Origin of the sequence: Streptomyces sp. P1-3, assembly GCF_050613155.1 — a bacterium.
Taxonomy (GTDB): Bacteria; Actinomycetota; Actinomycetes; order Streptomycetales; family Streptomycetaceae; genus Streptomyces.
Map to the genome: position 1 here is coordinate 24,887 of NZ_CP192512.1, position 26,970 is coordinate 51,856.

Consider the following 26,970-nt stretch of genomic DNA (forward strand, 5'->3'; position numbering starts at 1 on the left):
GTTCAGCGCGCGGGGCAGGCTCATCCGGGCGTGGAGCAGGGTGCTGCGAGTGAGTTCGGCGCCGTGCTTGTGTCATTTCCAGCGGAAACGGGCCTGGGCGCTGCCGTCACGGCGGGCCGACGCCTCACCCTGCCAAGATACTGAGTGCCGGTGGCTGGACGCCGATCGGCTTCCCGCACCTCTGGCAGTCCCGCTTGTGCAGGTGGGCCGCCACCTCCTTCGGTCACTGCCACGGGAAGCGTGCCCGAGGCCGGGGACCGTTGGCCCTGGCTCGTCATCGCCGCCCACACCCAGCTCCGGCTCGTGCGTGAAGTCGCCGCCGACCTCCGCCGCCCGTGGGAGAGACCCGCCGAGCTCGGCCGACTCACCCCCGCCCGGGTCCGCCGAGGGTTTCGGCGCCTCCGCCCGGGTCTGATCTGCCCGGCCCGTGCACCAAACAGTCACGTCCAAGTCCGGGACGGCCGCTCGGCTCGAAGAACCGGCGGCCAGCCACCCGCCACGACGTGGACAAAACCACCAAACGCCCCGAGAGACGATCATCGAGCGCAACCGCCTCAGGGCTTTAACCCGTCCGCTCTTGGGACGGATCTGATCGACCTGAAGCTGGACGGCAGGCTCTTCACACCCCTTCCGGAATCCGCCCGGCCGGTCTGGGAGCGATGGCTCGCCGGGCCGCCGGACACCCCGGCGCCTGGGCCGGCCTCGACACCCGGCAGCGCGGGACCTGGCTGAAGCTCGTCCGGGAACGGGCCTGCCGGCGCGCGTACCAGGACCAGCCGGCCGGGCAGGCGTACGAACTCGACGGCCAGCACATCACCGACGCCCCCGGCCTCTACCTGGCGCTCGGCGAGGCAGTGAACGGGCCGGGCGGCGACCTCGGCGGCTGCACGGCGGCCCTTGACGACTGCCTACGCGGCACCTTCGGCTACACAACCCCCGCAACTCTACTCTGGCGAGACACCGCGACCGCGCGCGAGCACCTTTCCCACGCCCTGACACCGGACGGCCAGCCGTACGACCTGTTCGTCGAAGTCCTCGACGTCCTGGCGGAGGGCGGCATGCACGTCACCCCTGGCGTGATCCGGGATTCCGCGAAGACCCCGCAGGTGAGAAGCGGCCCGCTGCCCTGCCCGCCAACTCGGCGAGGGGAGCCCTACGCTGGCGTGATGGGTGTGGGGATAGAGGTGCTGATCGTGGACTGGCCGCGGGTGGAGGCGGTCGCGGTTGGCGATCGGGAAAAGCTGCTGATAGATGCCGCCTTCGGAGAGGCATACAGCGACGACCTCTTCGAGCATGGCTGGTCGTGGCCCGCGCAGCCGGGTGAGGACTGGTACGGCAGGTATGCCTTGCGGAACACGTTCGGCTCGTACAAGCCGCACTTTTGGGCCGGTCACCGCTGGGACCACATGCGCGACTTTGTCGAGCCGAAGGTGCGTGAGGTACTGGACCGGTTCAATGACGCGCTGTTCTGGCACCGTCTGGAGGACACCACCGGGGTCGGTTCGGGACTCCCGGAGCGGCCGTGCACCTGGGACGCGGATCTGTTGCTGTGGTGTCCGCCCGATCATGTGCCGCTGATCGCCGGATGGTGGCGGCGGGCGGCATCCCAACTGGAATCACTGCGCGAGCCGTTCACCCAGCACGCCGCGGAGCCCGGCGGATGGATCACGACCTTCGAATCGTTTGCCGACCTCCTCACCGACTGGGGAGAGGTGGTCACGGAAGCAGAGCGCCGCGGCTGGGGCATCGTCGGCCTGCGCTGCTGATGAGTGCTGGAAGATCGCGGTGCGCCTGGACGTTGCCTCCAGGTATGAAGATCAGCGAAGCTTCCAGAGTCAGCGGCGTGAGTGCGCGATCGTTGCGGCACTACGAGGATGAGGGCTTGATCGTCCCCGGTCGTTGCAGCAATGGGTTCCGCGACTACTGCCAGTCCACTGTCGATCGGGTGCTCGTCATCCGCTCACTGCTGGAGTCCGGGCTGCCCGTGCGGTTGATCAGGGAAGTTCTACCCAGCCTCACTGACGGATCTGATGTCGCTGCGGATGTGGTGTGCCCGGAGTTCCTGCACGAGGTGCAGAGCTATCGCGATCGACTCGCTGCACGTATCGCCGTTCTCAGCGATCAGCAGGCGGCACTCGACGCCTACCTGCGGGAGGCCCGCCGCACTGATCCATGACCGCCACTTGACCTTGACGTAAGTGTGAGACTCCTACGTTCAGCGCATGGAGATCAACGAGCAGCAGCACAGCGCTGAGCAGACGGTACGAGCACTGGTCCAGCGGTCACATCAGGGACCGAAGGATCTGACCCTCACGACCGATCAGCGCCGCCCCACCCCGGGGCCCGGCGAGTACCTGATCCGTGTGGGCACTGCCGGGGTCAACTTCGCTGACGTCATGCAGACCCATGGGACTTACGGAGGAGGCCCGCAGTTCCCCTATGTGGCGGGCTTCGAAGCCGCTGGCGAGATCGTGGGTGTCGGCCCGGGCGTCGAGAGCCCGCTTCAGCTCGGCACCCATGTCGTCGGAGCTGGCCCGGGGGCCTTCGCGCAGTACATGACGATGCCGGCCGCGGGTGTACTCCCCGTGCCTTCCGGTTGGAGCGACGCCGAGGCTCTCGGCCTGGTGCTGAACTGGGCAACCTCATTGGCGGCGCTGAAGCCTTTGGGCGAGATCAAGGCTGGTGACGCGGTGCTCGTCCATGCCGCGGCCGGAGGCGTGGGGCAGGCCGCCGTCCGCCTCGCCCGCCACTACGGTGCGCACGTGATCGCCACGGCATCACCGGCCAAACACGACACCGTCAAAGCACTCGGCGCCGACGAGGTCCTGGACAGCGCACGCCCTGATCTGGCCGAGGAGATCACCCGCCTGACCGGCGGTGTTGACCTGGTCCTGGAATCGGTGGGACAGGCCACGTTCGAGATCAGTCTGTCGGTCACCAAACCCTTCACCGGACGCATCGTCGTGTTCGGTGCCGCTTCCGGGGACGCCACTTTGACCACGCACGACCTGGTCTTCACCCACCAGGTCCAAGTCAAGGGCCTGCACATCGGTGCGCTGGCGACCGCAGCACCGTCCCTCTACCAGTCGTTGCTCGTCGAGATCGAGGCACTCATCGCCCAAGGCGTGTATCCGCCCGGCACCCCCCAGGTTCACCCCCTGGCCGAGGGGCCGGCAGTGCTACAGCAACTCGAAGCCGGCCAGACCCGCGGCAAGCACGCCCTCGATCCCTGGCGCTAGGAACGCCTGTGACTCACCGCAATGCCCCGCTGTCCCCCGAGGGGCGGCTGCGCCTCGTACAACGTTGCCAGAACCGCCCGATCGCCCACGTGGCTCCGAGATGGGCATCTCCCGTACGTGCGCGTCGAAATGGGTCAACCGGTACCGTCGGCACGGTGAACTCGGTCTGCTGGACCGTTCCTCAACACCCCAACGCCAGCCGACCACGACCGGCGCGGACATCGTGGCCAAGATCCAGGCACTCCGCCGTGCCGAGAAGTGGTCGGCGTCCCGGATCGCAATTGAACTCCAGGCCGAGGGGATCTCGCTCAGTCGCCGCACCGTATCGCGGCATCTGCTCGCCCTCGGACTGAACCGGCGCCGGTTCATCGACCCCAGTGGCAACACGAACCGGGAACCCCGGAAGATCACCGCCCGTCGTCCCGGCCACATGGTCCACATCGATGTGAAGAAGGTCGGCCGGAGCCCAGACAGTGGTGGCTGGCGAATCCACGGACGCGGAAGCCAACAGGCCAAGACCGTCGAACGCCGCAAGAACAAGGGCGCACGCGGCGGCTACGTCTACCTTCACTCCGCCATCGACGGATTCAGCCGACTCGCCTACACCGAAGCGCTGCCCGACGAGAAAGCCGCTACCGCCATCGCGTTCCTGCACCGGGCCAGAGCCTGGTTCGCAGCCCACGACATCACCCGCATCGAACGCATCGTCACGGACAATGGAGCTTTGCCATCGCGCTGGCGCGTTCGACCGGCCCCTGCTCGAGACACGTCACCAGCGCATCACGCCGTACACGCCTCGCCACAACGGCAAGGTGGAGCGCTACAACCGGATCATCGCCGGAGAGTTCCTCTACACCCGCAGCTGGTTCTCCGAAGACCAACGCCGCGACGCCCTCGGCGTCTGGAACATCCACTACAACTACCACCGACCCCACGGTGCAGCAGGAGGCCAACCACCGGCCTGGCGACTACGCGCAGGCGTAACCAACGTCCTGACCTCATACAGCTAGCCCGCTTGCCGGTCCCGCACGGCGTCGGCCACGGATGCGGCTGCGCGGACGAGCGCCGCCGTAGCCGTCGAGCGGGACTGCTGCGGCCAGGCGATGGCGAGGACCGCGGGCGGTGCGTCCGGGACCGGCCGGTAGACGACGCCGGGGCGCGGATAGCGAGCGGCGACGGAGGCGGGCAGCAGGGTGCTGAGGTCGCCCAGTCCGACGAGTGTGAGCAGTTGGGCGAGGTCGCGGCCCTCGCTGCGGATCTCGTCAAGGAACCGGTGCAGATCGCCGGGGCGCAGGCCGAGGTCGGCGAGGGCCAGGCGGTCCCGGGCGGCGAGCGGGTGGGTGGCGGCGAGGGCCGCGACGCGCGGTTCGGCGGCCAGTGTCTCGGTGTCCAGGCCGGTGCAGTCGAAGGGCTCGTGGACCAGGGCCGCATCGGCTTCGCCCCGGCGCAGGAGTCGCGGCTGTTCGAGCCAGCCGCACAGCCGGACGGCGACGGGTACCGCCGCCGGCTCGGACGCGTAGCGAGTCAGGATCGGCTCCAGCAGTCCCGCGTCCCCGTCGGCCTTGACCGCCAGGACCAGCTTCGACTCCGGGGCGGCCGCGCGCTGGGCCCGCCGCTCGGCGGCCTGCAGGGCGTCCAAGGCGATTCTCGCTTCCACGAGGAGCACCGTTCCGGCCGGGGTCAGAGCCACGCTGTGCGTGGTCCGCTCGAACAGGGTGACGCCCATCTCCGTCTCCAACTGGCGGATCGCGCGGGACAGGGGCGGCGGGGAGATGCCCAGCCGCTCGGCGGCGCGGGCGAAGTTGAGCTCCTCGGCGACGGCGACGAAGTAGCGCAGCGGGCGGGATTCCACGCTCTCCCCCTCTGTTCGGTATTGCCCTGAGGGTAACAAGCGGGAGCGGATCGAACCTTCAGTTCAGGCGCGCCACGCAGCAGGCTCGACGACATCCAGTGAAGCATCCCTCTTGGAGTTGTTCATGATCGTCGTCACCACCCCGACCGGCCAGATCGGCCGGCAGGTCCTCGACCGTCTCCTCGATGCCCCGGACAGCACGGCGGGGATCCGGGTGATCGTCCGCGACCCCGCCCGCCTCTCCCCGCGGGTACGCGAACACGTCGAGGTCGTACAGGGATCGCACGCCGACCCCGCCGTTCTGAAGGAGGCATGCGCGGGCGCCGACCGCCTGTTCTGGCTGGTGCCCCCGACACCCTCGGCCGACAGCGTCGAGGGCCACTTCCGCGACTTCACCGAGCCGCTGCGCGAGGTGATCGGGCGCCAGGGCGTCGAGCGGGTCGTCGGCGTCTCGACCCTGGGCCGCGGAGTCGCGCAGAACGCCGGGCAGATATCGGCGTCGCTCGCCATGGACGAGGCGATCGCGGCCACGGGTGTGCACTACCGGGCGCTGTGCCCGCCGTTCCTCATGGAGAACCTTCTGGGTCAGGCCGAGTCGATCCGCGACAGGGGCGTGTTCTACCTGGCCATGGCGGAGGACCGCGTTCTGCGCACCTGCGCCACCCGCGACATCGCCGCTACGGCGGCCCGGCTGCTGCTCGACGGCTCCTGGACCGGGCAGGACGACGTCCCGCTGGTCGGACCCGACGACCTGACCTCCCACGGCATGGCACGAGTCGTCTCCGAGGTGCTGGACCGTCCGGTGCGCGTCCAACGGACCAGCAGCGCGGACTACAAGGCGACGATGCTGCGCTGCGGGGCGAGCGAGGCCTGGGTGCAGGGACTCGCCAACATGGCAGAGGCCCTGAACGACCAGGGCTTCTACGGTGCCGTCGAGCCGAACACCCCCGAATCCGCGCCCACCGGCTTCCGCCAGTGGTGCAAGGACGTGCTCAAGCCAGCCGCCCTCGCCTAGCTGAATGAGTCTGATGTCCTCAGTGGTCATACGCGATCAGCGACCGCTTGACTGGGGCTCCCGTGGTCCAGTTGTGCCAGATCGCTGCCGCGAGGGCCAGGAGTCTCTGGCCGGTGCGGGCGAAGACGCCGGCCGGGTTCTACCGCCGTGCTGTTCGAGGCTGAGCTGGCCCTTGAGGGTGTCGAAGACGGCCTCGATCCACTGCCTCATCTGTGCAAGTCTTCCATGGCGGACTGGTTCATCCTTGCGGTCGGGGCGCACCGGGTGGGCACCGAGACGTTCGGTGACGAATGTCTCGAACTCCCGGCTGGCGAAGCCCTTGTCGGCCAGGATCACCTGCCCGGAGCGGAGCAGATGATGGCCGCGTTCCAGAAGCGCGGTCATCACTTCCCGCTCACCCAGTCTTGGATGGGCCAGGCACCAGGTCACGGGCATGCCCTCGGCCGTGGTCACCAGATAGAGCCGCAGGCCCCAGAAGTATCGGGAGTGGGAGCGGCAGTAGCCATAGCAGGCATGCCCGGCCAGGTCGGAGCGTTTGACGGTTTCCCGGGAAGCGGCGCACGGCAGCGGGGTGGAGTCGATCAGCCGCAGGTTGTCATGCCAGGTGGGCACCTGCCTGGCCAGTGACTCGATGACCTGGGAGATCAGCGGTCCCGCGGCGTTGAGGCGTTTGGTGTAGCCGGATTGCTGGGGCAGGTAGCGGAAGAGGTGCGGCAGCCGGGCGTGGGCGAAACGGATCCAGTGGCGGGCCGAGGGAAAGCCGAGCAGGACCTGGGCCACGGCAAGGCACAGCAGTTCGGCGTCCGTCAGCTTCGGGGGCCGCCCGATCCGGCGAGAAGGGGCCACATGGTCGTCGATGACGACATACAGTGCCGCCAGAAGGGCGTCCAAATGAGTCGTCACACACGAGCCAACGGGCGCCCTTCGCCTTGGTCGCGGCCAGGTCAGACACCCGAACGGGCGGTGCGGACCGTCCGCGCGGCGCTCCGGCGATTCCCCGCCCAGGTGGCACGCGACCGCGGGCTCACCCGTGGTCGAGACCCCAGACACATATCCGGCCGTCCCGGCCGACCGTGAACATGACGGTGCGGTGGTGCAGTTCAGCGATGCGAACCGCGACGACCTCGTCCGTGTGCCCGCTGACCGGGTCCCCGAGCAGGCCGCGCCCGTGCAGGTCCCACAGGCACACCAGCCCGTTCCGCGCGCCGGTCACAGCGACGGGTTGGCCGTTCAGCACGCTGGCGTCCATGCATCGGATGCCGTCGGCCTCCGGATCGGCGGGATCTCCCGGCAGCCCGATGGGCTCACTCCACGCGCCGGTTCCGGGGTCGCCCAGCAGCACCGATGTCCCGCCCGCCGCCACCACGAGGGTCCGGCCGCCGACGGCGACCAGGCCGACCCCGCCGACCGGGAGGGGAGCCGACCCGAACTCGACGACGGGCGTCATGTCGTCGGCGTTTCGCACCATCACCCGCGCGTCCGCACCGCCGGAGACCACCACGGGGCGTCCGCCGAGCGTTCCGGAGGCGAGCCCGCCGATGCTGTCGCGACCGCATCCTGGCCCACCTGCGTGCTGCCGGCCTCGGGCCCTGGCCGACCTGTGCTTCCTCGGCCTGGACGACGACGGGGACGATCCCGTGGTCGTCACCGGCTTCAAGGCCACCCGCGCCCGCAGGCTCGCATCCGCCGAGAAGGAGGCCAACCGGGTCCTGGCCGCCGGACGCGTCCCCGTCGAACGCGGCTTTGCCCACCTGAAGAACTGGCGGATCCTCACCAAGCTCCGTACTGACCCCGCCCGCGCCACCCACCTGTTTCGCGCGCTGCTCGTCCTGACGAACATCGAGGCCACTACCGACAATTGATCTCTACCGCGGGTAGCCCACGATCAGCACATGCCCCCGGAACAGCGTCACCGGGCCGGGATCGGCTGAGTGAGGTTCACCGGGTTGCCGTCGGGGTCCTGGATGTGGGCGACGCGCTGTCCCCACGGCATGTCGTTGGGGCCGCCGCGGACCGAGCCGCCCAGCGCCGCCACCCGGCCGAGCATCTCATCGACGTTGTCGACACCGATGCTGAGCAGGATCCGCGACGCCGCCCCAGTCCCCGGGTTCGCCTTGGCCACCAGCCCGAGGTCGGTGTCGCCGATGCGCAAGCCGAGGTAGAAGGCCGGGCCTTCCGCCGGTACCCGGAAGATCTCCTCAGCGCCGAACAATTTCGTATAGAAGCCGAGCAGAACGCCCTGGTCGGCAGTCACGATCACTGGCTGGATGGTGGACATGGCACTCCTGTCGAGAACGGTCGTGTCGTTGGGTAGACCGTTCGAGGACGGTGAACTCATCGGCAAAACCACCCCGCCAGACGATCTACAACACAGACTGCCGCCCACGACCAGCACGAGCACGAGCACCCCGAAACGAGGTCACGCCACCCCTCTGACCAGCCACTTCAAGATGGCGGAGCTTCAGTTTTCGAGTTCGTGGCGGACGCGGCGCGATGGGCTGAAGGTGTAGAGGTCGAGGACGCTGGGCGGATCGGCGAGGCCGGGGCCGCCGTCCTTGACCCAGGCAGTGATGTCGGTGGCGGCGCCGGGATCGTTGACCTGGCCGAGCCAGACCGGGCGTCCGCCGGCCTTGCGGCCTTCGGCGGAGGGCTGGATGACGATCACGTTGGCACGCTCACATGCATCGAGGCAGTCGGTTCGCCGGACCATCGCGACTCCGGCCAGCTGGGTGCGCAGGTCGGTGAGCTGGGCTTCGTGGTCCAGGCGCGGCACCTTGGCCGGGGTGCCGCAGCAGCAGCCGCGGCAGACGGTGACGGTGGGCCGGACCGCCCCCGGCGTGGGGGCGGCCTTCCTGGTGCGGCGGCTCACCGCACGTCCTTTGCGGCGCGGTTCCAGGCGGCGTCGCGCAGCAGACGTAGCCCGTTGAGGCCGACGATGACGGTCGAGCCCTCGTGGCCGAGAACACCGAGCGGCAGCGGCAGGTGGCCCGCGAGGTCCCAGATGACCAGGCCGGAGATGAACACTGCGGCGATGACCAGGTTCTGCACCACCAGGCGGCGGGCGGCCCGAGACAGGCTCACGACGGCGGGGACGGTGGCGAGTTCGTCGCGGACGATGACGGCGTCGGCGGTCTCCAGGGCGAGGTCGGAGCCGGCGCGGCCCATGGCGATGCCGGTGTGGGCGGCGGCCAAAGCGGGGGCGTCGTTGACGCCGTCGCCGATGACCAGCACCTTTCGCCCTCGGGCCTCCAGGCGCCGTACGGCTTCGACCTTGTCCTGGGGCAGGAGGCCGGCGTGGACCTCGTCGCCGGTGATGCCGGCCTCGGCAGCCAGGCGGGCGGCGGCGCCCGGGTTGTCGCCCGTCACCAGCATCGGAGTGCTGCCGGTCAGTATGGTCAGGGCGGTGACGGTCGCGGCGGCGTCGGGACGCAGCCGGTCGGCGATGCCCAGCACGCCGACCGGGGCGCCGTCGCGCAGGACCAGGACGGCCGTGCGGCCGCCGTCCTCCAGGCCGGCCGCGACCTCGGCGGCGCGGGCCGAGTCCGTGTCGTCGTTGCCGTCGAGGAGGCGGGCGGGTGCGCCGACCGCAACTGTGTGGCCGTCGATGGTGGCGGTGACACCGACGCCGGGAGTGGAGGTGAAGTCCCGCATGTCGGCGATGGCCAGGCCGCGGGTGCGGGCGGCGTCGACGACGGCGCGGGCCAGCGGGTGTTCGCTAGGGTGCTCGGCGGCGGCCGCGAGTGCCAACAGGGTGTCCTCGTCCAGGCCGGAGCCGTCCAGGGGCAGGGGGCGGATGTCGGTGACGCGGGGAGTGCCCTCGGTGAGGGTGCCGGTCTTGTCGAGTGCGACCGCGTCGACCTGCCCGAGACGCTCCATGACGACGGCGGACTTCACCAGGACGCCGTGGCGTCCGGCGTTGGCGATGGCCGAGAGCAGCGGCGGCATCGTCGCCAGGACCACCGCGCACGGCGAGGCCACGATCATGAAGGTCATCGCCCGCAGCAGCGAGCCGGTGAGGTCTCCGCCGAACGCAAGGGGGATTACGAAGACGGCCAGGGTGGCGAAGACCATGCCGAGGCTGTAGCGCTGCTCGACCTTCTCGATGAACAGCTGGGTGGGCGCCTTGGTCTCGGAGGCTTCCTCGACCATGGCCACGATCCGGGCGATCACCGAGTCGGAGGCATCCCGCTCGACCTTGATCCGCAGGGCACCGGTGCCGTTCAGGGTGCCGGCGAAGACCTCGTCCCCGGCCTCCTTCAATACCGGTAGCGGCTCGCCAGTGATGGTGGCCTGGTCGACCTCGCTGGCCCCCTCCAGGACCCGGCCGTCCGCGCCGACCCGTTCACCGGGCCGGACCAGGATGGTGTCCCCGACCACCAGATCGGCGGTGGCGACGCTCTCTTCGCTCCCGTCGTCGGCCAGTCGGGTGGCCGTGGTGGGTGCGAGGTCGAGCAGGCCGCGCACCGCGTCCTGTGTCCGCGCGGTGGCCAGCGCCTCCAGCGCGCCGGAGGTCGCGAAGATGACGATCAGCAGTGCACCGTCCATCACCTGCCCGATCGACGCCGCGCCGATCGCGGCCGCGATCATCAGCAGGTCCACATCCAGCGTCTTCTCCCGCAGCGCCGTCAGCCCGGCCCAGGCCGGTTCCCACCCGCCGGTGACGTAGGCGGCGGCGTACAGCGGGCCCCACGCCCAGGTAGGTGCGCCGGTCAGCTGGAGCGGCAGCGCGATCAGGAACAGCACCAGCGCCGCGGCGGCCCAACGCGCCTCGGCCAGGGCGAACACCCGCGTACGGCGCTTCGGCGCCGTACGCGAGGCTGCCGGAGCTGCCCGTTCGGGCCGCTGGAGCAGGTCAGAAGGCATGACAAAAGAACCCTTCACGGGCACGGGGACGCGACACATCCACCGTACAGGAACACCTGAAGAGGTCTTCATGTGTGACCGGTAAGATAGGTGGCATGGGTCATGGAGCCGACGATAAGAACCACGCCACTCCCCGCGAACGCCTGGACGCGGCGGGAGCCACCGACGTCGCCGCCACCCTCCAGGCCCTGGCCACCCCCTCACGCCTGTACATCCTCGCCCGCCTCCAGGAGGGCCCCTGCGCGGTCGGCGATCTCGCCGAAGCCGTGGGCATGGAGGCGTCCGCCTGCTCCCACCAGCTCCGTCTGTTGCGCAACCTCGGGCTCGTCACCGGCGAGCGCCGGGGCCGTTCCATCGTCTACGCCCTCTACGACAACCACGTCGCCGAACTCCTGGACCAGGCCCTCTTCCACGTCGAGCACCTGCGCCTCGGCCTGCGCGACGCATCCACCGAGACGGTCCAGTCCCTGGTTCAGTAGCAGGCTGGTACTACCTGCTGGCCGATGACTACCGCTGACCGCTTTCGAGTTGGTGTGGAACGCGGGAGGCCCGGAGCTCCTTGAGGTCGGGGATGTGGGTCTAGAGGGTGCCCACCGAGACACCGAGCTGGGCAGCGATGGTCATCGGAGAGCCTGCGGGCAACGGTGTGAGAGACGATTGCGAGGGGGCGAACACTTCCCGCAGCTGGAGCGCGGTAGAGCTGCTTCAGCACGCACACCGCGTACGCGTCCCGGTCCACCGCCCAGGCGGCAGCGTCGGGTTGGCATGCCGCGCGCTTTCACGCCGACGGCACCATATTGCCGTCGATCTCGCGCGGCAGCAGCGGCTTGACCTTCACCTTCCGCCGCGCCAGCGCGGCCAGATTCTGCACCGCCGCCAGTACCCGACTTGTCCCAGGAGGCCACACCGAGCGCGGCCAGGGCTGTTGCAAAGTCGTGTGATCTGACGCTGTGCTGGTCAGCTGATGCCGAGGAGGTCCAGCGGGCGGGTGAAGGGCTGGTAGGAGACATGCCGGAGGGCGGCGGCGATGTTCTGGTGCCCGGCCCGTCGGAGGGTGCTGACGGCGAGGTTGCGCAAGGTGGCCATGTTCTCCGGTCCGCGGCCGGTACGGATGCGGCTGGCGTCCTCGGCGAAGGTCGTGTCGCGCACGAAGTGCAGCCGATTTTCGATACCCCAGTGCGAGCGTGCCAGTTCGCCGAGCTGCTGCGGCGACGCCTGCGTCGAGGGCAAGTCGGTGATCGCGTAGATCGTCTTGCGGGTGAGTCGGCCGGTTCTGGCGTTCGCGCGAAAGCGCATGATCCGGGCGGCCCGGAACGGGCCGATCAGATCGCCGACCGTAAGCGGCAAGGCTCAGCAGGCGGCCGGCCACCAGCCTTCGACACCGAGCAGTACAAGGCCCGCAACGTGATCGAACGCTACTTCAGCAGGCTCAAACAGTTCCCGGCCATCGCCACCCGCCTCGACAAACTGGCCGCCCACTACCTCGCCGGAATCCACCTCGCCTCACTCGTCCTCTGGCTCCGCGAACCCCAGCGTGATCATTTGTCAGACGCGAGCTAGGGCACACATCACGTGAGCTGCGAGATGGTGTCTGCGATCGCCGCTGCCCGGTTGGCCACTTCACCGGCTGGGACATCGATGATCTCGTAGCCGAACTGCCGATAGCTCTGTTCATGGATCCGCTCGAACGCCAGCGACTCCTGGAAGGTGATCTGACGGGCAGCGGTAGGCTGACAGAACCCGATGTTGCGGATGAAGAAGACCTGCTGCTCGTAAACCTGCTCCCGGGTGATCCTGTCGATCTCGGCGGAGAGCATCCCTGGGATGGGGCGTCCGAGGTAGGTGCTGAGGGCGTGGGTGCAGATCGGAGACCTGTCGTAGATCTGGAGAGTCACGTCGCTGGCTGCGGGTTGCATTTGTCGCCGGCGCTGCAGGGCGACCACTTTCTCGACGAAGGTTGCCTGGGCCCAAGGCTCGGCATCCCCCTCGGCTTGCTCGCGCGTGATGATCGCAGTCGCTGCCTCATCGACGACGTCGAACCCTTGCTCTTGCATCTGCCGGAGGATCGATGTCTTTCCTGCTCCGGGTGCGCCGGTGAGGATGTGCCGCTTCATAGCAAGTCCTTGGGTCATTTCCGATGGCTGAGGTGGAGGTTTCATCCGCCCCCATCACGGTCGGTGATGCGGGCGGTGAGGTAGGCGCTCCAGTCACGCTGAGCGCGGTGGGTCCACTTGAGTGCGGTGTGGATGTGGACATCAAGCAGCTCGGCCAGGACTGGCGGGGGGCAGTTCGGCAGCGAGTGCGGTGAGGGCTGCTGTCCGAGCCGGTCTGGCCTGGATGCCGTGGCATGTGAGTTGGCCGTTGAACGCCTTCCGGCTGAGGGGATGGCCGGGCAGCACGCCGGGGAACAGCCACAGAATCTGGTTGGCCAGGCGGCGGGAGAGATTTGGAGCGCTAACGGGGTGCCTTGGCGAGTTGGTGAAGGAGTTCGGCCAGGCGGGGCGCAATCCACAGCCGTGCATTTCCGAGCTGGAGGAACATCCTATCTGAGGTGCCATGTATCCAGTCGGCGGTCAGGTGACGCAGACGCTCGCCGGGGATGCCGTAGAGGAGGACACGGGATCCGGCGACGCGGACTTCCAGTGGTAGCGCGGTGTCGGTGAGGCAGCGGTGGAGTTACTCACCGTTGACCACCTGGCGGTGATCCCGCCAGGGCCGCCGGCCATCCGCACCCGGCAGCAGCCGCGCCATCCACTCCCACACCGCATCCGTCAACTCACCACGACTCACCACAAGATCAATTATCAGACACGGCCCTATCGCCGGACACGCCGGTCAGGTCCTGGGCCCTGTGGGTCCGCTGCGCGATCCAGCCCGCCATCGCCCGTACGCCGAGGCCGATGGCACGCTCGTCCGGGGCGAATTCGGGGAAGTGCGGGTAGCCGGCCGTGATGGGTGCGCCGGGGGCACGGACGCCGAGGAACGTGTACGTGCCGGGGACGCGGTCCAGGTAGAGGGCGAAGTCCTCGCCGCTGAAGGGAGGGAATGCGGCATGGAGCACGGTGACCGCGTCGTGGCCCAGTGTGCGGCGCAGGTGGCGGGCGAGCATGCGAGCGTCGTGTTCCGGGCAGACCATTGCCGGGAACGGCCCGGTGGGGAAGCTCACTCCGGCCCCCGCGTACGACGTGGCCAGTCGGCGGATGTCCTCGCGTACCTCCGTGTACCGCTCCTGCGGCCAGCAGCGGTAGGACACGCTCACCTTGGCCTCCTGTGCTCTGGCCCGGACGGCCACGAACCGGGCCAACGGCCCGTCGGGCGTCAGGGCGTCGGCAACCATCCACTCGATGTCCGCGGGTGTCTGCGGAGTCGCCACCGTGGCGAGCGCGCCGATCTCGGCGGCCAGTCGCCGCGCGGCATCGGCCGCGTCCGGCCCTGGGAGGGTCACCTCCGCCTTGTCCTGGCCCGGCATCCCGTAACCCGGGGTCACGGCGAACTGACCGACGGGGAAAGGTCCGCAGTGCAGCGCGTGGATCTCCTCGACGCCGGTGCGCTCCATGACGCCCGCGTCGATCACTGCGCGGGCCCCGGTCAGGGTCTCCTCGGCAGGCTGGAAGACGAACACCACCGTTCCGCTCAGTCGCTGCCGCAGCCGCGCCAGGACCTGTGCGACGCCGAGGGCCACCGTGGTGTGGATGTCGTGCCCGCAGACGTGGGCCGGCGCCGGGCCGCCCCCAACTATGTCCTTGGGCGGCACCGCGTCCATGTCCGCCCGGTACGCGACCGTCCGGCCCGGACGCGAGCCGCGCAGGACACCGACGACGCCGTGGCCGCCCAGCCCGGTGGTGACGGCCAGCCCGGCCGCTCGCAGCTCTCTGGCCACCACACCGGCGGTACGCCGCTCCCGCCCCGGCAACTCGGGATGCCGGTGGATGTCCCGCCGCAGGTCAATCAGCCCGCGCTCCAGCCGCGCCACCTCGGAGTCCACCGCGCCTTGTACCACCGGCCCCCTCCACCCGCCGGCGACGGCCCTCCCCGCAGATCCCCACACCATTGCCGCACCGGCTGCCACCGTTCCGGCCAGCAGCGTACGGCGCGCCAGAGCGTGCTCCGTGGGACGCTTCACTGTTCCCCCTCCGTGATCCGTCAAGTGGTCTTCCGGAGCGTCCACCAGGAAGGTCGGCTCTCTCGGCACTGCGTGTCGTGCCGTCGCCGCCGGGGAGCGGAAGACCTGTTGGTACACGATCCCTCCACGCGGATGGCGTTGCCCATCCGGCGAGCCACCATTTGAGGGGTGGGGGTAGCCCCAACATGGGGTGCTGCGAACACAGACCGGGCAGACGACCCGTCGGACAGGCTCTAGACGTCGAGGTGGGAGAGCACCCACAGCCCCCAGCAGACCAGCGCCGCCACGCTGAGGCTCGCTCCCGTCCCCAGAACGATCCCGGCACGGGCCATGCCCGTCCGCGTCGCCTCACCACGCCGCACGCGGCGTGTGACACTCATGCCCGAGACGAGGGCAGCGATCCCCACGGGGAAGGCGAGCAACATGTAGAGGAGCTTGTTGTGGTCCTCGGCCCAGAAGGGAGAGGCAAGCAGCACGCACGCGAGGGCACCCAGGACCAGGGCAGCGATACCAGTCGGCTCCCCCGTGGCGATCCCGTCGTCGGTTTCAGGCAGCTGTTCCAGGCTCATGCGCCCCACGCTAGATCGCGGCCCGCTCCACTCGCTTCGGTGCGAATACTCAGACGGCAGTGAGTAGGCACGGCATGAGCACGCACCTCAGCGTCGGATGGCCGACGGCGCTTCCACCTCAAGGTGTCGGCGGCCGCGTGGTCCGCGGTATTCCAGCACCACCCAGCCAAGTCCACGCAGCACCTTGGCGCAGCGCTGGAGCTCCCGCTCTTCCTCGTAGATCGCCCCACTGCCCCATGGGCCGAGCCATTCCACGCGTACGACCTGTGGGTGCTCCGTCGGCGTGACACAGTAGCCGGTCTGGGTTGGTCGGCCTTGCGGGTCGCGTATCGCCGGCGGCAGGTCGGCGGCTTCGAGCGTCAAGCTGATGGCACGGACCATCTGAGCCCACTCCCACTCCGCGGGCACCGCGGCCGGTTCGGATACGCCTGTGTTCATCACTCGTCGGATGTGCAGCAGGCTCGCGAAGGCGTCGCGGACTTCGGTTTCCCGATGCTCGGCTGGTTCCGTGGCCGCGGATGGGGTCGCCCCGGTCGCCACCTGGAAGCCGTCGGCATCTGTGTCATCCCCGGTCACCGCCCACGGCCCCTCTCTCCGAACGTCGCAAGACGGCCCACCGGCTCGTGGCGGCGTTCCAGGCACGCCTCGTGCCTCCACTGCGATCTGGAGGATCCCCGTTGAGACGATCGTGTCCTCGCTCGGCCCCGGACGATGCCCGGCCAGTTCGCTCATCGCACCTGGCGTAGCCCCACCTGCTGCTCAAGCGGAAGATCGTCAAGGAAGCGGGCTTCTCCAAAGCGTGCCTGTTTGTCCTCCATCGCCTCGTCGTGAGTTGAGCCAGCCAAGCGCACCCAGGCAGCTGTACACCAGGGTTCGTCGTGCCGCGGAACACGTGTAGGTCACCGTGGTCGAAGCAGTACGCGTAGATCATGGGTGTGTCGTTCACTGTGGCGCCCTCCGTGGGTGCGTCTCCAGCAGCAGGTTGAGAGCCATCATCCGATGCCCGTGGACGTCCACGCCAACGCTTCCTTGCGAGGGCTCTAATGGGGTCGCGGACGTTTTGCCGCGCGACTCGAAGCGCCCGGCTACCTCCGCCGAGCTTGGTCCGCTCAGGATGCCTTCCGCTTGGCCCGTGTCCGGCGGGTTTGTTTGAGGGCTTGGAGGAGTTCGTCGCGGGTCATGGTGGAGCGGCCGGGGATGTCCGCGTCAGCGGCGCGCTGGTACAGCTCCGCCTTGGTCAGTGCCGCCAGGTCCTCCTTCGCAGGCCGCGACGCCTTGCGCGCCGTAGGCCGACTACCTCCTCCAGCGGCTTTGGGCTCTTTCTTGCCGCGGCCCTTGTGCGCCTTCTCCACGCTGGCTTGGAGCACGGACATCAGGTCCACGACGCTGGTCGACTCCGGTGGCGCCTCGGCCTTCTCCAGCGGTTGGCCGGACTGCTTGGCCTCCACCAGGGCGCGGACGCGTTCTTGGGTGCGGTCGGTGTAGTCGGTGGGGTCCCAGTCCATGGCCATGGCCTCGATGAGCTGCTGGGCCATCTTCCGCTCCCTGGCATCCCCCTTGGCGGTGCCGGGCAGGTTGTCGAGGAGCTGGTGGGGGTCGCGGACCTCGTCGGCCCAGTGCAACATGTTCATCGCGATGATCCCGCCCTCGGCATGGACAGCGACCAGATACTCACGCTGCCTCATCGCCATGGTGGCGATGCCGGTGCTCCCGGATTCCTGCAGCGCGTCCCTGAGCAAGCCGTAGAGCAGCTGCAGCAGGCCGGGGACCGAGCCGCCGAATTGGCCGACCAGCTCAAGCAGGCACGGCAGCAGCAGCACGCCGCCGAGGGGCGCCTCCACCGCACCCGGGATCGCCTGCGGGATGCCGGGTGTGCCCTCCGGGGAGCCCGGCGGCGCGCCGAGCGCGCCGCCGAGCACGTTGGCGATCTGGAGGCCGACGACGCATGAACCCGGCGTGAGGGGAGGGAGCCCGGCGGCAGGATGCTGGGGCGCTGCCGGGTTGTCCCCTGGGCGTTGGCGGTTCACCGTCTGGGCGAGGGGTCACCGGGCGAGTTTTCGACGGTGATCTCCTCGTTGGGGCAGGTGTCCGCGATCGTCTGCAGGGCGTCGGCCTCGTCGGCGTCGACCGACAGGCCCCAGCGGATCTTCGTGGCGGTCCACTCGGTGATGTACCGGCAGTGCGCGCCTTCGTCCGACGTCAGGCGAGCTGACTGACACTGACTACGTCCACCGGCGTCAGGTGCGTGGTCCTTGCGTGAGCCGGTCGAGCTGCTTGTCGACCACCACGTCGAGGGGGAACCCGGGAGTGCGCTGCGCGCCGCGGTCGCTGAAGTCCACAGTGAGGGTGCCCACACGCACCAAGATGTGGCGGTCGATCAGCACGGTGTGATCCGGGCCGCCCATGCTCAGGTCGAAGGCGACGGCTTCGTCGCCGAAAGCGGGAGCCTTCGCCACAGTGATCCGGGAATTGAGCTTCCCCTCCGGGGTCTGCCCCACCAACGTCTTGCAGGTCTTGAGTCCCTCCGTGAGCCTTTGGAACTGCTCTGACGCCTCGGTGCCGGCATACGAGGCCAGCCAGGTCCTGCCGCTCCAGCGCTTGTTCTTCCACCAGAAGTCCTGGATCACGGATGTGGACGCGTTGTGCGCGACGAGCGCGTCGAACACCTCCTGGCAATCCGGGCCCGCGACCAGAACCCGCGGATCGTACTTGGGAACGGGACCCTGTACAGGCGCGCTGTCAGCCCGCGGCACATCCCCCTCCCGCAGCAAGAGGGACTTCAACTGCCCGGCCGTCAGCGGGCGGGGTCCAGACCGCGATGGTGATGGCGATACGGACGCCGGTGCCGCATCCGTCGCCCGTTCGGGCGCCGCCTCCGGGTCGTCGACCGATTCCTGCGCCGAACATCCAGTGGCGACGGCGAACACCCCAGCAGCCACCGCCGCACCTGCCGCTCTGCGGCACCTCGTCCACACCGCCGCTGCCCCCTGATCTGCTTCGCCTGAGACAGGCAGACACTACGGCCCTGCGACATGGTTCAGCTATCCCGACCAGCAGTCGCATCACAGGCGAGCGGATCGCAGGTCACGCCAGGGTGAGGTGCATCCCGCCCTTGGCCAGGGCGTCGAGGGCCTCAGCGAGCAGGTCGTACGGCTGGCCGTCCGGCGTCAGGGCGTGGGACAGGTGCTCGCGCGCGGTGGCGGCGTCCCGCCAGAGCAGGATTGCGGGGGCGGTGTAGCCGAAGGTGCCGCGCAGGCAGTCGTCGAGAGCGGCCAGGCAGCCGCCGAAGTAGCCGCCCGGCCCGTTCACCGCTTCGCCGAGCGCCAGGTAGAGGCCCGGGACGTCGGTGATGTGGCGGCCGTCGATCTCGTAGGCGTGGCCGGCCGGCCTGTCCTGGCGCGCGCACCGGCATGCCCGCTCCCGGACGAGATCGAGCCAGGCCCCGCGCTGCCGGGTGTCGAGGCCGGCCCAGGCACCCGGGGTGTCCGGCGGCCCGACAAGCCACCGCTCCCAGATGGGCCGCGCGTATTCCGGGACGGGCGTGAAGAGTCTGCCGTCCAGCTCCAGGTCAATCAGATCCGCCCCGAGGGCGGAGGGGCGCCAGGCGCTGACGGTCGTCCACAGCAGCCGTTCGGCGAGCGGCTCGCCCCGGTCGTCCCGTATCTCCAGGGCGGCCTCCTCCAAGTCCAGCGCCCGCCGGGTGCCCCTCATCAGTGCCCGTCGCAGCTGATCACTGGGGGCGAGCCCCCGCGCGATGAGCGGGGGCGCGACCTGCTCGGGCGGCAGGATGCGGGCGAATTCCCGGCAGGAGCCCAGCCACCGGTGCTCGTCGTGCAGTCGGACGAAACCCCGATGGCCCTCGGGTGGACCTTCGTAGTCGTCCAGGCCGGTGAGCACGAGACCGTCCGTCCCAGGGTGCTGCCCGAGACTCTCCGCGTCTTCCAGAAGCCAGGGCCCGAGCGCCTCGTCCTCCGGCACCAGCCACACCCGGCTGCCGACCCAGTCGCGCACCTCGGCCCCTTCCGGAGCCCAGCCGAACAGTTCGTACGTCCCGCGTCCGGGCTCCCGGAACAGCCCTTCTACTTCGGCGCACACGCCCCAGACGTGGCAGTGCTCCGTCTCGGTCAGCGTGTACCGCCCCTGCCCGCGATGGTCCCTGTCGTCATGCACAGTGGGAATCATGCCCGGACCAGGCGGCCGCGACGGAAGGACCTGGACAATCACCACGTGCGACGGCGCAGCATCGGCACGGACATCGGGCACCGGGCAGTTTGGCTCACGCGTGCCCGGGTGCTCTCGATGCCAGAGCCTGGCAGGGGTCGTTCGCGCATGCGGCAACGCGGAGCGGCTTGGCGCTGGGACGATTCGTGGCCGCCGCACCCGACTGTTCCAGGGGCTATGCCCGTTCCCCGGGGCGCAGATTTTCGTTGGCTCCGCGCGGATTCGCTCTGTTACAACCGGTCGCATGGGAATCTGGACCGACGCGTTCATAGCGCCCGAGAAGCCCAGTCTGCTGCCTCGGGAGGCATTCGGCCGCCTTGTGGTCGACCTGGCGCGCGAGCGTGTCGTCCGTACGCCCTGGGCGCTGATCGCGGGCGAACTCTGCGTCAACGCGTGCCTGAACTGGGGCAGCGTCAGCGGGCAGGCCCGATGGGACCGCCCGGCTGTGGGCATGCTGCTGCGCTCGGATGAGGTCCCTGAAGAGTTCCAGCACAACGACCCGCCACCGTGGGGCGATTCGCATGAGCAGGCCCGGCTGCTCGCTCGCGGCGACGCGATCCTCGACGCGCTGCCTGCCCTGCAGCAGGCGCCGTACGGGGACGAGGACGTCGCCGTCGTCTTCGACTGCCTCGACTTCAGCAACCGGGCCATCGTCGACCACTTCCAGTTCGAGGACCCCCGCACCACGCTGGTCTGCTTCGCCCTGGCCCACCCGCAAATCCGGCCCCTCGCCACCAACGACACCCGGGACCCCAGCGGGCCGGTCCACCCGGTACGCACCTGCATCGTCCACACCTTCAAACACGCGGCGGAAGAAGGAGCCGTGCCGGCGATCACCTCCGTCGCCGCCCGTCACTTCGGCCCCGCCCTGATCAGCGGCGAGACCTGGGGCTGAGCCGGGCACCAGGCGAGTGCTGCCGGGTAGTTCGCCATCCACGGCATGGTTGGGCGGCTCGCCTGCCGGGGCCCTCTCCGCCTGGCAAGACCACGTACAGCCGAGTGTCCGCTGTGGGATCGCTGACGTAACCGCTGGGCTCATCGATGGATAGACAGTCATGCCCCCGATTCGAGCAGCGCCCGTGGTGATCCCCATGTCAGACTGCACCGGGGCCCCGCTGCTCCCCCGTCGGTGGGGCCCACCCCCATGCGACGGCGCGAACGCACGGCCAGCGAACGGCAGCGCACGGGCAGTCGGCTCCAGCCGCGCCACGGTCCCCATGTGAAGAGCTCCCGCCGAGGCGAGGCGGCTGGCTCCGCGGAGTTCCTCCGCGTGGAGCTGCGGCGCGTGGGCTTGAACGAGGCTCACCGTGTGCCGGTCTTCTTCACCCCTGTGTGCCGGGCCTCTCTCGAGGTTGAGGCCCGGCAGAGGGGCGGCTTCCAGTCCTGTCAGCGGAAGCCGCGCTGTCGAGGCTAGGCCAGCGGCCTGTACCGCGCGTCTCCGGCTGTGCCGAATGGCTATCCGTCCCTGAGTCACGGGGCTGGCGGTCCGGTAGTCCTCTTCAACCATCGGTGGAGGATCCGCGTGACCCTGGTGCCGCTGCTTGCTCGACGCTCCCAGGTCTCCACTACTCCTCCGGCTCCGCGAGCGTGCTCCCGGGGGCGGCCGAGCTGTGTCTACGCCGCCGTGTTCGGGGTGAGAGGCGGGGACGACGTCCCCTTGCCGGGCAGGTCGGAGGACGACCCCGCCTCGGGCCAGTCGGGGTCGTACGCGCATGGCGCGCTGGCGCCGCCGTCCAGCCGCTGGTCTCTCGGCGACCAGGAGACGTAGACGTGGTAGCCACCGTCCCGCTCGGCGCTCACCCTCCATTCCTGGAACTCGTCGTCGCGGCCGTACTCCGTGACGCGCCACTCGGAGTCCTTCAGGTGGGCGTGCAGCCGTCGTAGTGCTGCCAGCCCCTGGTCCTTGGCCACGTCCTGAAGCGCCCAGGAGTGTCGCATTTTGTAGGCGCCCTCTTCGGGCTCATCGGCCATGCTCTCCAGGCCCGTGGGGTAGCAGTAATCGTTGCTCAGGCTGTTCTCGTCGTCCTCGCGCATGCCCTCTCCGGCAGGGTCCAGGACGCGGTCGATGCCGAGGGTGGCGTACGCGTCCTGGGAGTAGCCCCCGAGGCGACGAGCCATGGCTTCAGGCTTCACCTCGGGGTAGTCCTCGGGGGTCGCGCGCTGGACCGAGTAGGTGATGATCAGCCCCAGGATGAACAGCACCGGCAGCAGCACCAAGGCCGCACAGCCGATGCCTGCCGCCTTCAATCCCGATATCGCGGGCTTCTCACTTCCACTCATGCACCGGACAATACGGAGGACGCGGCTCCGCCCGGATCCGCGCAGCCACTCACCAGACGTAGGTACCGATACTCACCTGCCCGCACCCGCAACTGGTGGCCGACTCGCTGCTCGTCAACCGCACCCTTCACGGCCTCCGGGATTGCCACCGCGGCTGAGCGCGCTTGCCGCACGGAGCGGCACCGTGGGCGCGGGGGGCGCGCGGCAAGGCCCGAGGCGGCGGTCAGCAGCCGGCGCCCCGAGGTCGACAGCGGCTGCAGGTCGCGCTCGACGACCACCTCGCTACGGCACCTGCCCGAAGCCGTAGAACCGGGGGCTGACACCCGTGCCCCCCGCAGTAGAACCGCGGGCGGCGCTGTGCTCGGTCTGGCTCTGTTCACGAGAGACGGCTCTGGCTCAACTTTTGTGGTCGGTTACTGTGAGCGACAATCAGATGTCGACCCGTCAGAGAATGAGAGCGTCCGATGATGCCGCCGTTCTGCGTCATATGCCGTGTTCCGTACCAGCATTCAGGCTTTGAATACGAAGACTTCACCCTCGTGAGCTTCCGGCCCACAAGGACGTATCCGGATGACTGGGCTGGTCACCCGGAGCACTGCGCGTGGTTCTGCCCCTCGCATCTACCCCTCACGGAGGGCCTGACGCATCTGCCGGCCGTGGAAGCCCTGGCTCACATCCAGGCGAACCTGCGCGAGACGACAGACCAGGGAACCTAGGGGCGGCCCAGGAGTGCGACCGAGCGAAGACTCAGGACATCACTCAAAGTGGCCGCATCACAGGTTCGGGCCGAGGAGAGGTGTCGCCAGGTGGTCAGGCGATGAAGTCGTGGAGGGCAGGCAGTGGATCGGTCGTCTCGACCGATCCGATGTAGACCACGGCCTCCTCGAACTGGAAGTAGGAGAGCCCTTCGTGGCGTGGGCCGATGACGAGAAGGTTGCTCCCGCGGCGCCAGGCGGCGTGCCGCCAGTCGCCGGGTCCCATGGCCAGGGTGCCGCCTTCGGACCTGAGGTCGCGTTCTGGGGGACCGAGCCGCTGAGTGAATCCGGTGATAGCGGCGTCGATCTGCGCGTCGAACACCTCGCGTCCGGCGTTCTCGTGGCTGGACCAGCCGGGCAACGTGCCCCAGAAGTCCTCAGCCCAGTCCTCGCCGCCAACCCAGTAGAAGTGGGCAAACGACAGGGCGAGGTGGTCCCCGAGGTAGGCGAGATGGCCTTCGGCGGTGACGAGAGTGTCTTCCAACGGCAAGTCGTCGCCTTCGCACCAGCCCAGACGCTGCAATGCCGCCTCGGGGACCGTTCGGTCGTCCCACGGCAGTTCCGCCAGGCCGACGATCTGTTCCACCAAGAGGGGTGTGACGGGGCAGGCGGCGACGTGATCGGCGATCGGGTCCTTGTCTGTCATGGCAGAACGGTATCCAGGCCCTGTGACGACATCGACGCCCCACCCCCACGCGACCTCCAGCCGGTCCGAAGTGTCATCCCAACCGATGACTCAGCGTGCCCGCATCACAGAAGTTGAGCCAGAACCACTCGATGAGGAGGGCTTGGTGCAGGCGGGGCCACACCCCGGTCTCGGTCCAGTCCCGTAGCCGCCGCCAGCTGGTCACCCCGCTGAAGCTCATCCGCTCGGCTGGGACATCCCGCCAGGCCGCGCCCGTGCGCAGGACGTACACGATGCCGGCCAGCGCCACCCGGTCGTCCACCGGCTGCGGCCGGGGAACCGGTGCCGCCGCGGCGGCCGGGCCTGGAGCAGCGGCGCTATCCGCCCCCACAGGTCATCGGGTACGAGATCGTCAGCCATGCGGCAGACTCTGCCCCAGTACCCTCAGCTTCCAACCGCCCCGCCGGACTCACTCTGAAACGATCAGCCGACGGAGCACGGTTGTCACCTTCTTCCAACTCACCTCACTTCAGGGTGTGTTGACCGTGTGAATGAATGGGGAGTCGCCGCATCAGGCGAGCAAGTCCCACGGCACCTGCCCGTACAGCTTCGGCAGCACACGGACGAGGTCTCCGTCGTGCGGGAAGCTGATGTCGTCGATGCGCGCGATCGGCGCGATCCCGATGGAGTTGGAGACGAAGGCGGCGTCGAAGCGGGCCACGTCGTCGAGGCGCACCGGTTGTTGCCGCCAGGTCACCCCCGCCTGCTCCAGCTCCCGTCGCAGCAGCAGCATCGTGATGCCGTCCAGCGAGGGCCCCTCGGGCCAGACCACCGCGTCGCCCTCCACGAAGCCCACATTGGTGATTGCTCCCTCGGCGACCATGCCGTCGGCCCCCACCAGCAGCGCCTCGTCGAAGCCGTCGGCCTGCACCCGCCGCAGGTGGTGTGCCTGTCCGAACACTCCCACATGCTTGAGATGGGCAAAGGGACGGATGTACGGGACGCTCCGCAGACGCTGCGGGCTCTTCGGCCCGGGCGCTGGGGGCCGTACCACGACCATCGTCACCGGGCTGTCACCGTCCGGCGGCGCATACACATAGACGCGCACCGACGCATCCCGTACACCCGCCTCATCCAGGGCCTGCCGTATGCGGCCGACCATGAGCCCGCCGTCGAGCTCCTGTCCGAACAACTCCCGGGTGGCGTCCTTGAGCCGGGTCAGGTGGAGTCCCAGTCCCTGCACGCTGCTGTTCCTGACCTGCATGGCAGTCATATGTCCGTAGCCGCCCATCAGCACCGTGGGCAGCGGATCGGACGCGATGGTACGCCCGTCCACCTGGAGATACGGCAGCTCAAGATCATCCATGCCGGTCACCCTAACCCGGCCCGGCCATCGTGGTCGCCGCCAGCGACCGATGAGGTCGGCACCAGTCACATCACGGCGGTTGCCGTGACGGGCTTGGTGCAGCGCGTCATGTGCGATCTCGACCGCCGCGGCATCTTCGTCGTCCTCACCGACGAGGGCCGCAGGCGCCACGCCCAAGCAAAACCCACGCACCGATCCGTCCTCGCACGGACACTCCGGGGAAACCCGTGACCAGCCACACCTCAAGCGCCAGCCACCCTGGAACGGCATTCTCAACTACGCCGACACCCATCCACCCTGTCTGTCCGCAACAACAACGGCCCCACCAACACCTCCACCCCGCCTCCCGCGCATCCCCGACAACCAGCCGCCACCGAACTCGCCGAACGCATCGCCACCCGTACCTGAGCCAGCTCGATCGACCGGGCTGGGCCCTGGCCAACGGCTGATGACCAATAGCCGAGTAGCCGTCCAACGCATGCGATACCGGGGCATGGCCGGCGACCCGCTCGGCGGCTGATTGCGGTCACAGGCAGACGGCCAGCGCGTCATCGCCGCCGACGCCCGCGGTCTGGCCCAGGTCCGGATCTTCGGCTTGGAAGGCCGACTGCTGGTCTCCGTAATGCAGGAGGGGGATCTTCCGCAAGCACGGCTGACCCGTTCCACACCGCCGGGCCCGGGCCCGGCGACGGCGGACGGTCGCCGCGCTCCCGCGGTGGCGGGGTCAGCCGACGGTCACCTTGACGATGCGGCCGGAGGCCTCGGTCATGAACAGTTCGCGCCGCGGGTCGTGGTCGCCGAAACCGCGGTGTACCCGGACGCTGCACGGCATGTGCAGGCCGGTGACCAGGACGCAGGAGCGGCCGGTGGCCGGGTCCACCCGGATGAGCTGACCGGCGCGGAAGGAGGCGACGACCAGATCGCCGTCGAAGGAGGTGAGGTCGTCCAGGAGCTTGGCGTCCCACGGGTGGGGGCTGAGTTCGGTCACCGTCGCGTGGCCCGCCGGGTCGTCCAACGGGATGCACACCACGCGTGAGGAGGTGCTACTCGGCGAACGCGGCATCGACGAGTGCATCAGCTCTTCCAGATGGCGCAGGTACTCGTAGGTGGTGGCCGGGTTGGGATGGCTCAAACTGCGGCTGACGATCAGCAGCGGATTGAACGCGATGTGATCGGCCACCGACGCCCCGCCCCGGTTAACAGCCTCACGCGCCACCGCCAGCCGCATCAGGAAGTCCAAAAGCCGCAGGGCGTAGGTGTGCCTTAGGTCGTGGAAGCTGGTCACGGCTCCCCTGCGAGTCGACATGCCCCTGACGTGCCGCCCTCGCCCTGCCGTCCCGGAGCGTGTGCCGTTCATCGCGCGACCGTAAGCATTTCGTCATCAGACTCACGGGAACGGAGGAGTCGCGCATGCCGTTGAATAGGCAATCAAAGAGTCGTTCACGGAAGAGAATCGGGGCGGTGGCATATGGAGCGCGGTGAGCGAAGGCGGCGCAGGCCGGTGTTCATCGGGTCGCTGGTCGCGGGGCTGGCCCTCGTGGGTGCGGGACTGGCGTGGTTCGAGCCGTGGACCCTGTGGGTGGACAAGACGGTGCGCGAAGACCTTCCGTCGGCCGTGGCACCGCCGTCCCCCGACTCCCCGTCGAAGGGGCCGGCGAAGCCGTCCTCTCCGGCAGCACTGCAGACACTGTCCTCCGGCAAGCTGATCAGCCACGAGCACGAGACCTCCGGCTCGGTGCGGATTCTGCGTCTGCCCGACGGGGAGCGCGTGCTGCGCCTGGAGGGGCTCGACACCAGCAACGGCCCCGACCTGCGGGTCTGGCTGACCGACGCCGCGGTCAAGGAGGGCAAGGCCGGTTGGCACGTCTTCGACGACGGCAACCACATCAGCCTGGGCCAGCTCAAGGGCAACAAGGGAGACCAGAACCCCCTCCCCCGCCGCCTCGCCCTGGACGAGTACACCAGCGTCAGCATCTGGTGCGACCGCTTCAACGTCTCCTTCGGAGCAGCCAAACTCACCCGCACCTGACCAGTTGGGCCCCGCTTCCGTCAACCAACCGAC

General features: G+C 69.0%; 24 protein-coding genes and 8 pseudogenes. 11 read left to right on the top strand and 21 right to left on the bottom strand.

What is annotated here, in order from left to right:
• Positions 1–243: 243 nt before the first annotated feature.
• The 5 genes and pseudogenes from ACQUSR_RS00115 to ACQUSR_RS00135 form a co-directional block, all read left to right on the top strand.
• Positions 244–566 (top strand): annotated as a pseudogene (locus ACQUSR_RS00115) (NF041680 family putative transposase); the annotation flags it as partial.
• A pseudogene (locus ACQUSR_RS00120) lies at positions 562–1,070 on the top strand (barstar family protein); the annotation flags it as partial. The pseudogenes ACQUSR_RS00115 and ACQUSR_RS00120, both read left to right, overlap by 5 nt.
• 740 nt (positions 1,071–1,810) lie before the next feature.
• Positions 1,811–2,176 carry a MerR family transcriptional regulator gene (locus tag ACQUSR_RS00125; RefSeq protein WP_431040461.1) on the top strand — a complete coding sequence of 122 codons (366 nt, stop codon included), beginning with the start codon at positions 1,811–1,813 and terminating at the stop codon, positions 2,174–2,176.
• A gap of 46 nt (positions 2,177–2,222) precedes the next feature.
• On the top strand, positions 2,223–3,239 hold the full coding sequence (locus ACQUSR_RS00130) for an NADPH:quinone oxidoreductase family protein (RefSeq protein WP_431040462.1): 1,017 nt from the start codon (positions 2,223–2,225) through the stop codon (positions 3,237–3,239).
• Between the two features lie 8 nt (positions 3,240–3,247).
• Positions 3,248–4,249: pseudogene (locus ACQUSR_RS00135) on the top strand (IS481 family transposase).
• On the opposite strand, the gene ACQUSR_RS00140 reads toward ACQUSR_RS00135, so the two are convergent.
• A complete protein-coding gene (locus tag ACQUSR_RS00140) occupies positions 4,246–5,091 on the bottom strand; it encodes a LysR family transcriptional regulator (protein WP_431040463.1) in 846 nt (281 codons plus the stop codon). The pseudogene ACQUSR_RS00135 and the gene ACQUSR_RS00140 sit on opposite strands and share 4 nt — an antisense overlap.
• Positions 5,092–5,215: 124 nt before the next feature.
• Between ACQUSR_RS00140 and ACQUSR_RS00145 the strand changes: the two genes are divergently transcribed.
• Complete coding sequence (locus ACQUSR_RS00145) at positions 5,216–6,106, top strand: NAD(P)H-binding protein (RefSeq protein WP_431040464.1); 891 nt, start codon at positions 5,216–5,218, stop codon at positions 6,104–6,106.
• 19 nt (positions 6,107–6,125) lie between these two features.
• On the opposite strand, the pseudogene ACQUSR_RS00150 reads toward ACQUSR_RS00145, so the two are convergent.
• Together ACQUSR_RS00150 and ACQUSR_RS00155 are read right to left on the bottom strand one after the other, a co-directional pair.
• Positions 6,126–7,009, bottom strand: a pseudogene (locus ACQUSR_RS00150) (IS982 family transposase).
• A 121-nt stretch (positions 7,010–7,130) separates the two neighbouring features.
• Positions 7,131–7,553, bottom strand: coding sequence for a hypothetical protein (locus ACQUSR_RS00155; protein ID WP_431040465.1), 423 nt, complete (start codon positions 7,551–7,553; stop codon positions 7,131–7,133).
• Between ACQUSR_RS00155 and ACQUSR_RS00160 the strand changes: the two genes are divergently transcribed.
• Positions 7,552–7,968, top strand: a complete 417-nt coding sequence (locus tag ACQUSR_RS00160; protein WP_431040466.1) for a transposase family protein — start codon at positions 7,552–7,554, stop codon at positions 7,966–7,968. The genes ACQUSR_RS00155 and ACQUSR_RS00160 overlap by 2 nt on opposite strands.
• A 47-nt stretch (positions 7,969–8,015) precedes the next feature.
• Here the strand turns inward: ACQUSR_RS00160 and ACQUSR_RS00165 are convergent, their stop codons facing one another.
• The 3 genes from ACQUSR_RS00165 to ACQUSR_RS00175 form a co-directional block, all read right to left on the bottom strand.
• The gene (locus tag ACQUSR_RS00165) at positions 8,016–8,384 is read right to left on the bottom strand and encodes a VOC family protein (protein ID WP_431040467.1); all 369 of its coding nucleotides are present in this window, start codon (positions 8,382–8,384) and stop codon (positions 8,016–8,018) included.
• A gap of 183 nt (positions 8,385–8,567) precedes the next feature.
• Positions 8,568–8,975, bottom strand: coding sequence for a (2Fe-2S) ferredoxin domain-containing protein (locus tag ACQUSR_RS00170; RefSeq protein WP_431040468.1), 408 nt, complete (start codon positions 8,973–8,975; stop codon positions 8,568–8,570).
• Positions 8,972–10,969: a heavy metal translocating P-type ATPase gene (locus ACQUSR_RS00175; RefSeq protein ID WP_431040469.1), complete on the bottom strand. Its 1,998-nt coding sequence runs from the start codon at positions 10,967–10,969 to the stop codon at positions 8,972–8,974. The genes ACQUSR_RS00170 and ACQUSR_RS00175 overlap by 4 nt, the downstream gene beginning before the upstream one ends.
• A 95-nt stretch (positions 10,970–11,064) precedes the next feature.
• On the opposite strand from ACQUSR_RS00175, the gene ACQUSR_RS00180 reads away from it, so the two are divergent.
• Positions 11,065–11,448 carry an ArsR/SmtB family transcription factor gene (locus ACQUSR_RS00180; RefSeq protein ID WP_431040470.1) on the top strand — a complete coding sequence of 128 codons (384 nt, stop codon included), beginning with the start codon at positions 11,065–11,067 and terminating at the stop codon, positions 11,446–11,448.
• A 209-nt stretch (positions 11,449–11,657) separates the two neighbouring features.
• On the opposite strand, the pseudogene ACQUSR_RS00185 reads toward ACQUSR_RS00180, so the two are convergent.
• A pseudogene (locus tag ACQUSR_RS00185) lies at positions 11,658–11,855 on the bottom strand (hypothetical protein); the annotation flags it as partial.
• Positions 11,856–11,926: 71 nt separating this feature from the next.
• The gene (locus tag ACQUSR_RS00190) at positions 11,927–12,265 is read right to left on the bottom strand and encodes a transposase (RefSeq protein WP_431040471.1); all 339 of its coding nucleotides are present in this window, start codon (positions 12,263–12,265) and stop codon (positions 11,927–11,929) included.
• A 9-nt stretch (positions 12,266–12,274) separates the two neighbouring features.
• Here ACQUSR_RS00190 and ACQUSR_RS00195 point away from each other — a divergent pair.
• Positions 12,275–12,529, top strand: a pseudogene (locus ACQUSR_RS00195) (IS5/IS1182 family transposase); the annotation flags it as partial.
• Between the two features lie 8 nt (positions 12,530–12,537).
• Here ACQUSR_RS00195 and ACQUSR_RS00200 read toward each other — a convergent pair.
• The 8 genes and pseudogenes from ACQUSR_RS00200 to ACQUSR_RS00235 all read right to left on the bottom strand — a co-directional run bounded on the left by ACQUSR_RS00200 (position 12,538) and on the right by ACQUSR_RS00235 (position 19,843).
• Positions 12,538–13,083, bottom strand: a complete 546-nt coding sequence (locus ACQUSR_RS00200; RefSeq protein WP_431040472.1) for an AAA family ATPase — start codon at positions 13,081–13,083, stop codon at positions 12,538–12,540.
• Positions 13,084–13,651: 568 nt separating this feature from the next.
• A pseudogene (locus tag ACQUSR_RS00205) lies at positions 13,652–13,762 on the bottom strand (IS5/IS1182 family transposase); the annotation flags it as partial.
• A gap of 4 nt (positions 13,763–13,766) precedes the next feature.
• Positions 13,767–15,020, bottom strand: coding sequence for a M20 metallopeptidase family protein (locus tag ACQUSR_RS00210; RefSeq protein WP_431047289.1), 1,254 nt, complete (start codon positions 15,018–15,020; stop codon positions 13,767–13,769).
• Between the two features lie 305 nt (positions 15,021–15,325).
• A complete protein-coding gene (locus ACQUSR_RS00215; protein WP_431040473.1) occupies positions 15,326–15,661 on the bottom strand; it encodes a hypothetical protein in 336 nt (111 codons plus the stop codon).
• 87 nt (positions 15,662–15,748) lie between these two features.
• A complete protein-coding gene (locus ACQUSR_RS00220; RefSeq protein WP_431040474.1) occupies positions 15,749–16,237 on the bottom strand; it encodes a hypothetical protein in 489 nt (162 codons plus the stop codon).
• Between the two features lie 533 nt (positions 16,238–16,770).
• Complete coding sequence (locus ACQUSR_RS00225) at positions 16,771–17,580, bottom strand: Ku protein (RefSeq protein ID WP_431040475.1); 810 nt, start codon at positions 17,578–17,580, stop codon at positions 16,771–16,773.
• Positions 17,581–17,898: 318 nt separating this feature from the next.
• Entirely contained in the window at positions 17,899–18,588 is a 690-nt protein-coding gene (locus ACQUSR_RS00230; RefSeq protein ID WP_431040476.1) for a hypothetical protein, read from the bottom strand.
• A gap of 157 nt (positions 18,589–18,745) precedes the next feature.
• The gene (locus ACQUSR_RS00235; RefSeq protein ID WP_431040477.1) at positions 18,746–19,843 is read right to left on the bottom strand and encodes a barstar family protein; all 1,098 of its coding nucleotides are present in this window, start codon (positions 19,841–19,843) and stop codon (positions 18,746–18,748) included.
• A gap of 283 nt (positions 19,844–20,126) precedes the next feature.
• Between ACQUSR_RS00235 and ACQUSR_RS00240 the strand changes: the two genes are divergently transcribed.
• On the top strand, positions 20,127–20,777 hold the full coding sequence (locus tag ACQUSR_RS00240; protein ID WP_431040478.1) for a hypothetical protein: 651 nt from the start codon (positions 20,127–20,129) through the stop codon (positions 20,775–20,777).
• A gap of 719 nt (positions 20,778–21,496) precedes the next feature.
• Here the strand turns inward: ACQUSR_RS00240 and ACQUSR_RS00245 are convergent.
• The 5 genes and pseudogenes from ACQUSR_RS00245 to ACQUSR_RS00265 all read right to left on the bottom strand — a co-directional run bounded on the left by ACQUSR_RS00245 (position 21,497) and on the right by ACQUSR_RS00265 (position 26,193).
• Positions 21,497–22,162, bottom strand: a complete 666-nt coding sequence (locus ACQUSR_RS00245; RefSeq protein ID WP_431040479.1) for a hypothetical protein — start codon at positions 22,160–22,162, stop codon at positions 21,497–21,499.
• A gap of 810 nt (positions 22,163–22,972) precedes the next feature.
• Positions 22,973–23,563 carry a hypothetical protein gene (locus ACQUSR_RS00250; protein WP_431040480.1) on the bottom strand — a complete coding sequence of 197 codons (591 nt, stop codon included), beginning with the start codon at positions 23,561–23,563 and terminating at the stop codon, positions 22,973–22,975.
• 127 nt (positions 23,564–23,690) lie between these two features.
• A pseudogene (locus ACQUSR_RS00255) lies at positions 23,691–23,962 on the bottom strand (transposase); the annotation flags it as partial.
• Positions 23,963–24,113: 151 nt separating this feature from the next.
• On the bottom strand, positions 24,114–24,908 hold the full coding sequence (locus ACQUSR_RS00260) for an aminotransferase class IV (protein ID WP_431040481.1): 795 nt from the start codon (positions 24,906–24,908) through the stop codon (positions 24,114–24,116).
• A gap of 724 nt (positions 24,909–25,632) precedes the next feature.
• Positions 25,633–26,193, bottom strand: a complete 561-nt coding sequence (locus ACQUSR_RS00265; protein ID WP_431040482.1) for a hypothetical protein — start codon at positions 26,191–26,193, stop codon at positions 25,633–25,635.
• A 183-nt stretch (positions 26,194–26,376) separates the two neighbouring features.
• On the opposite strand from ACQUSR_RS00265, the gene ACQUSR_RS00270 reads away from it, so the two are divergent.
• Positions 26,377–26,937 carry a DM13 domain-containing protein gene (locus ACQUSR_RS00270; protein WP_431040483.1) on the top strand — a complete coding sequence of 187 codons (561 nt, stop codon included), beginning with the start codon at positions 26,377–26,379 and terminating at the stop codon, positions 26,935–26,937.
• The last annotated feature ends 33 nt before the right edge of the window (positions 26,938–26,970 follow it).

Coding starts and splice junctions, on each gene's coding strand:
- ACQUSR_RS00125 (WP_431040461.1), top strand. CDS start 1,811: ATGAAGATCAGCGAAGCTTCCAGAGTCAGCGGCGTGAGTGCGCGATCG.
- ACQUSR_RS00130 (WP_431040462.1), top strand. CDS start 2,223: ATGGAGATCAACGAGCAGCAGCACAGCGCTGAGCAGACGGTACGAGCA.
- ACQUSR_RS00145 (WP_431040464.1), top strand. CDS start 5,216: ATGATCGTCGTCACCACCCCGACCGGCCAGATCGGCCGGCAGGTCCTC.
- ACQUSR_RS00160 (WP_431040466.1), top strand. CDS start 7,552: ATGTCGTCGGCGTTTCGCACCATCACCCGCGCGTCCGCACCGCCGGAG.
- ACQUSR_RS00155 (WP_431040465.1), bottom strand. CDS start 7,553: ATGACGCCCGTCGTCGAGTTCGGGTCGGCTCCCCTCCCGGTCGGCGGG.
- ACQUSR_RS00165 (WP_431040467.1), bottom strand. CDS start 8,384: ATGTCCACCATCCAGCCAGTGATCGTGACTGCCGACCAGGGCGTTCTG.
- ACQUSR_RS00175 (WP_431040469.1), bottom strand. CDS start 10,969: ATGCCTTCTGACCTGCTCCAGCGGCCCGAACGGGCAGCTCCGGCAGCC.
- ACQUSR_RS00180 (WP_431040470.1), top strand. CDS start 11,065: ATGGGTCATGGAGCCGACGATAAGAACCACGCCACTCCCCGCGAACGC.
- ACQUSR_RS00190 (WP_431040471.1), bottom strand. CDS start 12,265: ATGCGCTTTCGCGCGAACGCCAGAACCGGCCGACTCACCCGCAAGACG.
- ACQUSR_RS00200 (WP_431040472.1), bottom strand. CDS start 13,083: ATGAAGCGGCACATCCTCACCGGCGCACCCGGAGCAGGAAAGACATCG.
- ACQUSR_RS00210 (WP_431047289.1), bottom strand. CDS start 15,020: ATGGTGTGGGGATCTGCGGGGAGGGCCGTCGCCGGCGGGTGGAGGGGG.
- ACQUSR_RS00215 (WP_431040473.1), bottom strand. CDS start 15,661: ATGAGCCTGGAACAGCTGCCTGAAACCGACGACGGGATCGCCACGGGG.
- ACQUSR_RS00235 (WP_431040477.1), bottom strand. CDS start 19,843: ATGATTCCCACTGTGCATGACGACAGGGACCATCGCGGGCAGGGGCGG.
- ACQUSR_RS00240 (WP_431040478.1), top strand. CDS start 20,127: ATGGGAATCTGGACCGACGCGTTCATAGCGCCCGAGAAGCCCAGTCTG.
- ACQUSR_RS00245 (WP_431040479.1), bottom strand. CDS start 22,162: ATGAGTGGAAGTGAGAAGCCCGCGATATCGGGATTGAAGGCGGCAGGC.
- ACQUSR_RS00250 (WP_431040480.1), bottom strand. CDS start 23,563: ATGACAGACAAGGACCCGATCGCCGATCACGTCGCCGCCTGCCCCGTC.
- ACQUSR_RS00260 (WP_431040481.1), bottom strand. CDS start 24,908: ATGGATGATCTTGAGCTGCCGTATCTCCAGGTGGACGGGCGTACCATC.
- ACQUSR_RS00270 (WP_431040483.1), top strand. CDS start 26,377: ATGGAGCGCGGTGAGCGAAGGCGGCGCAGGCCGGTGTTCATCGGGTCG.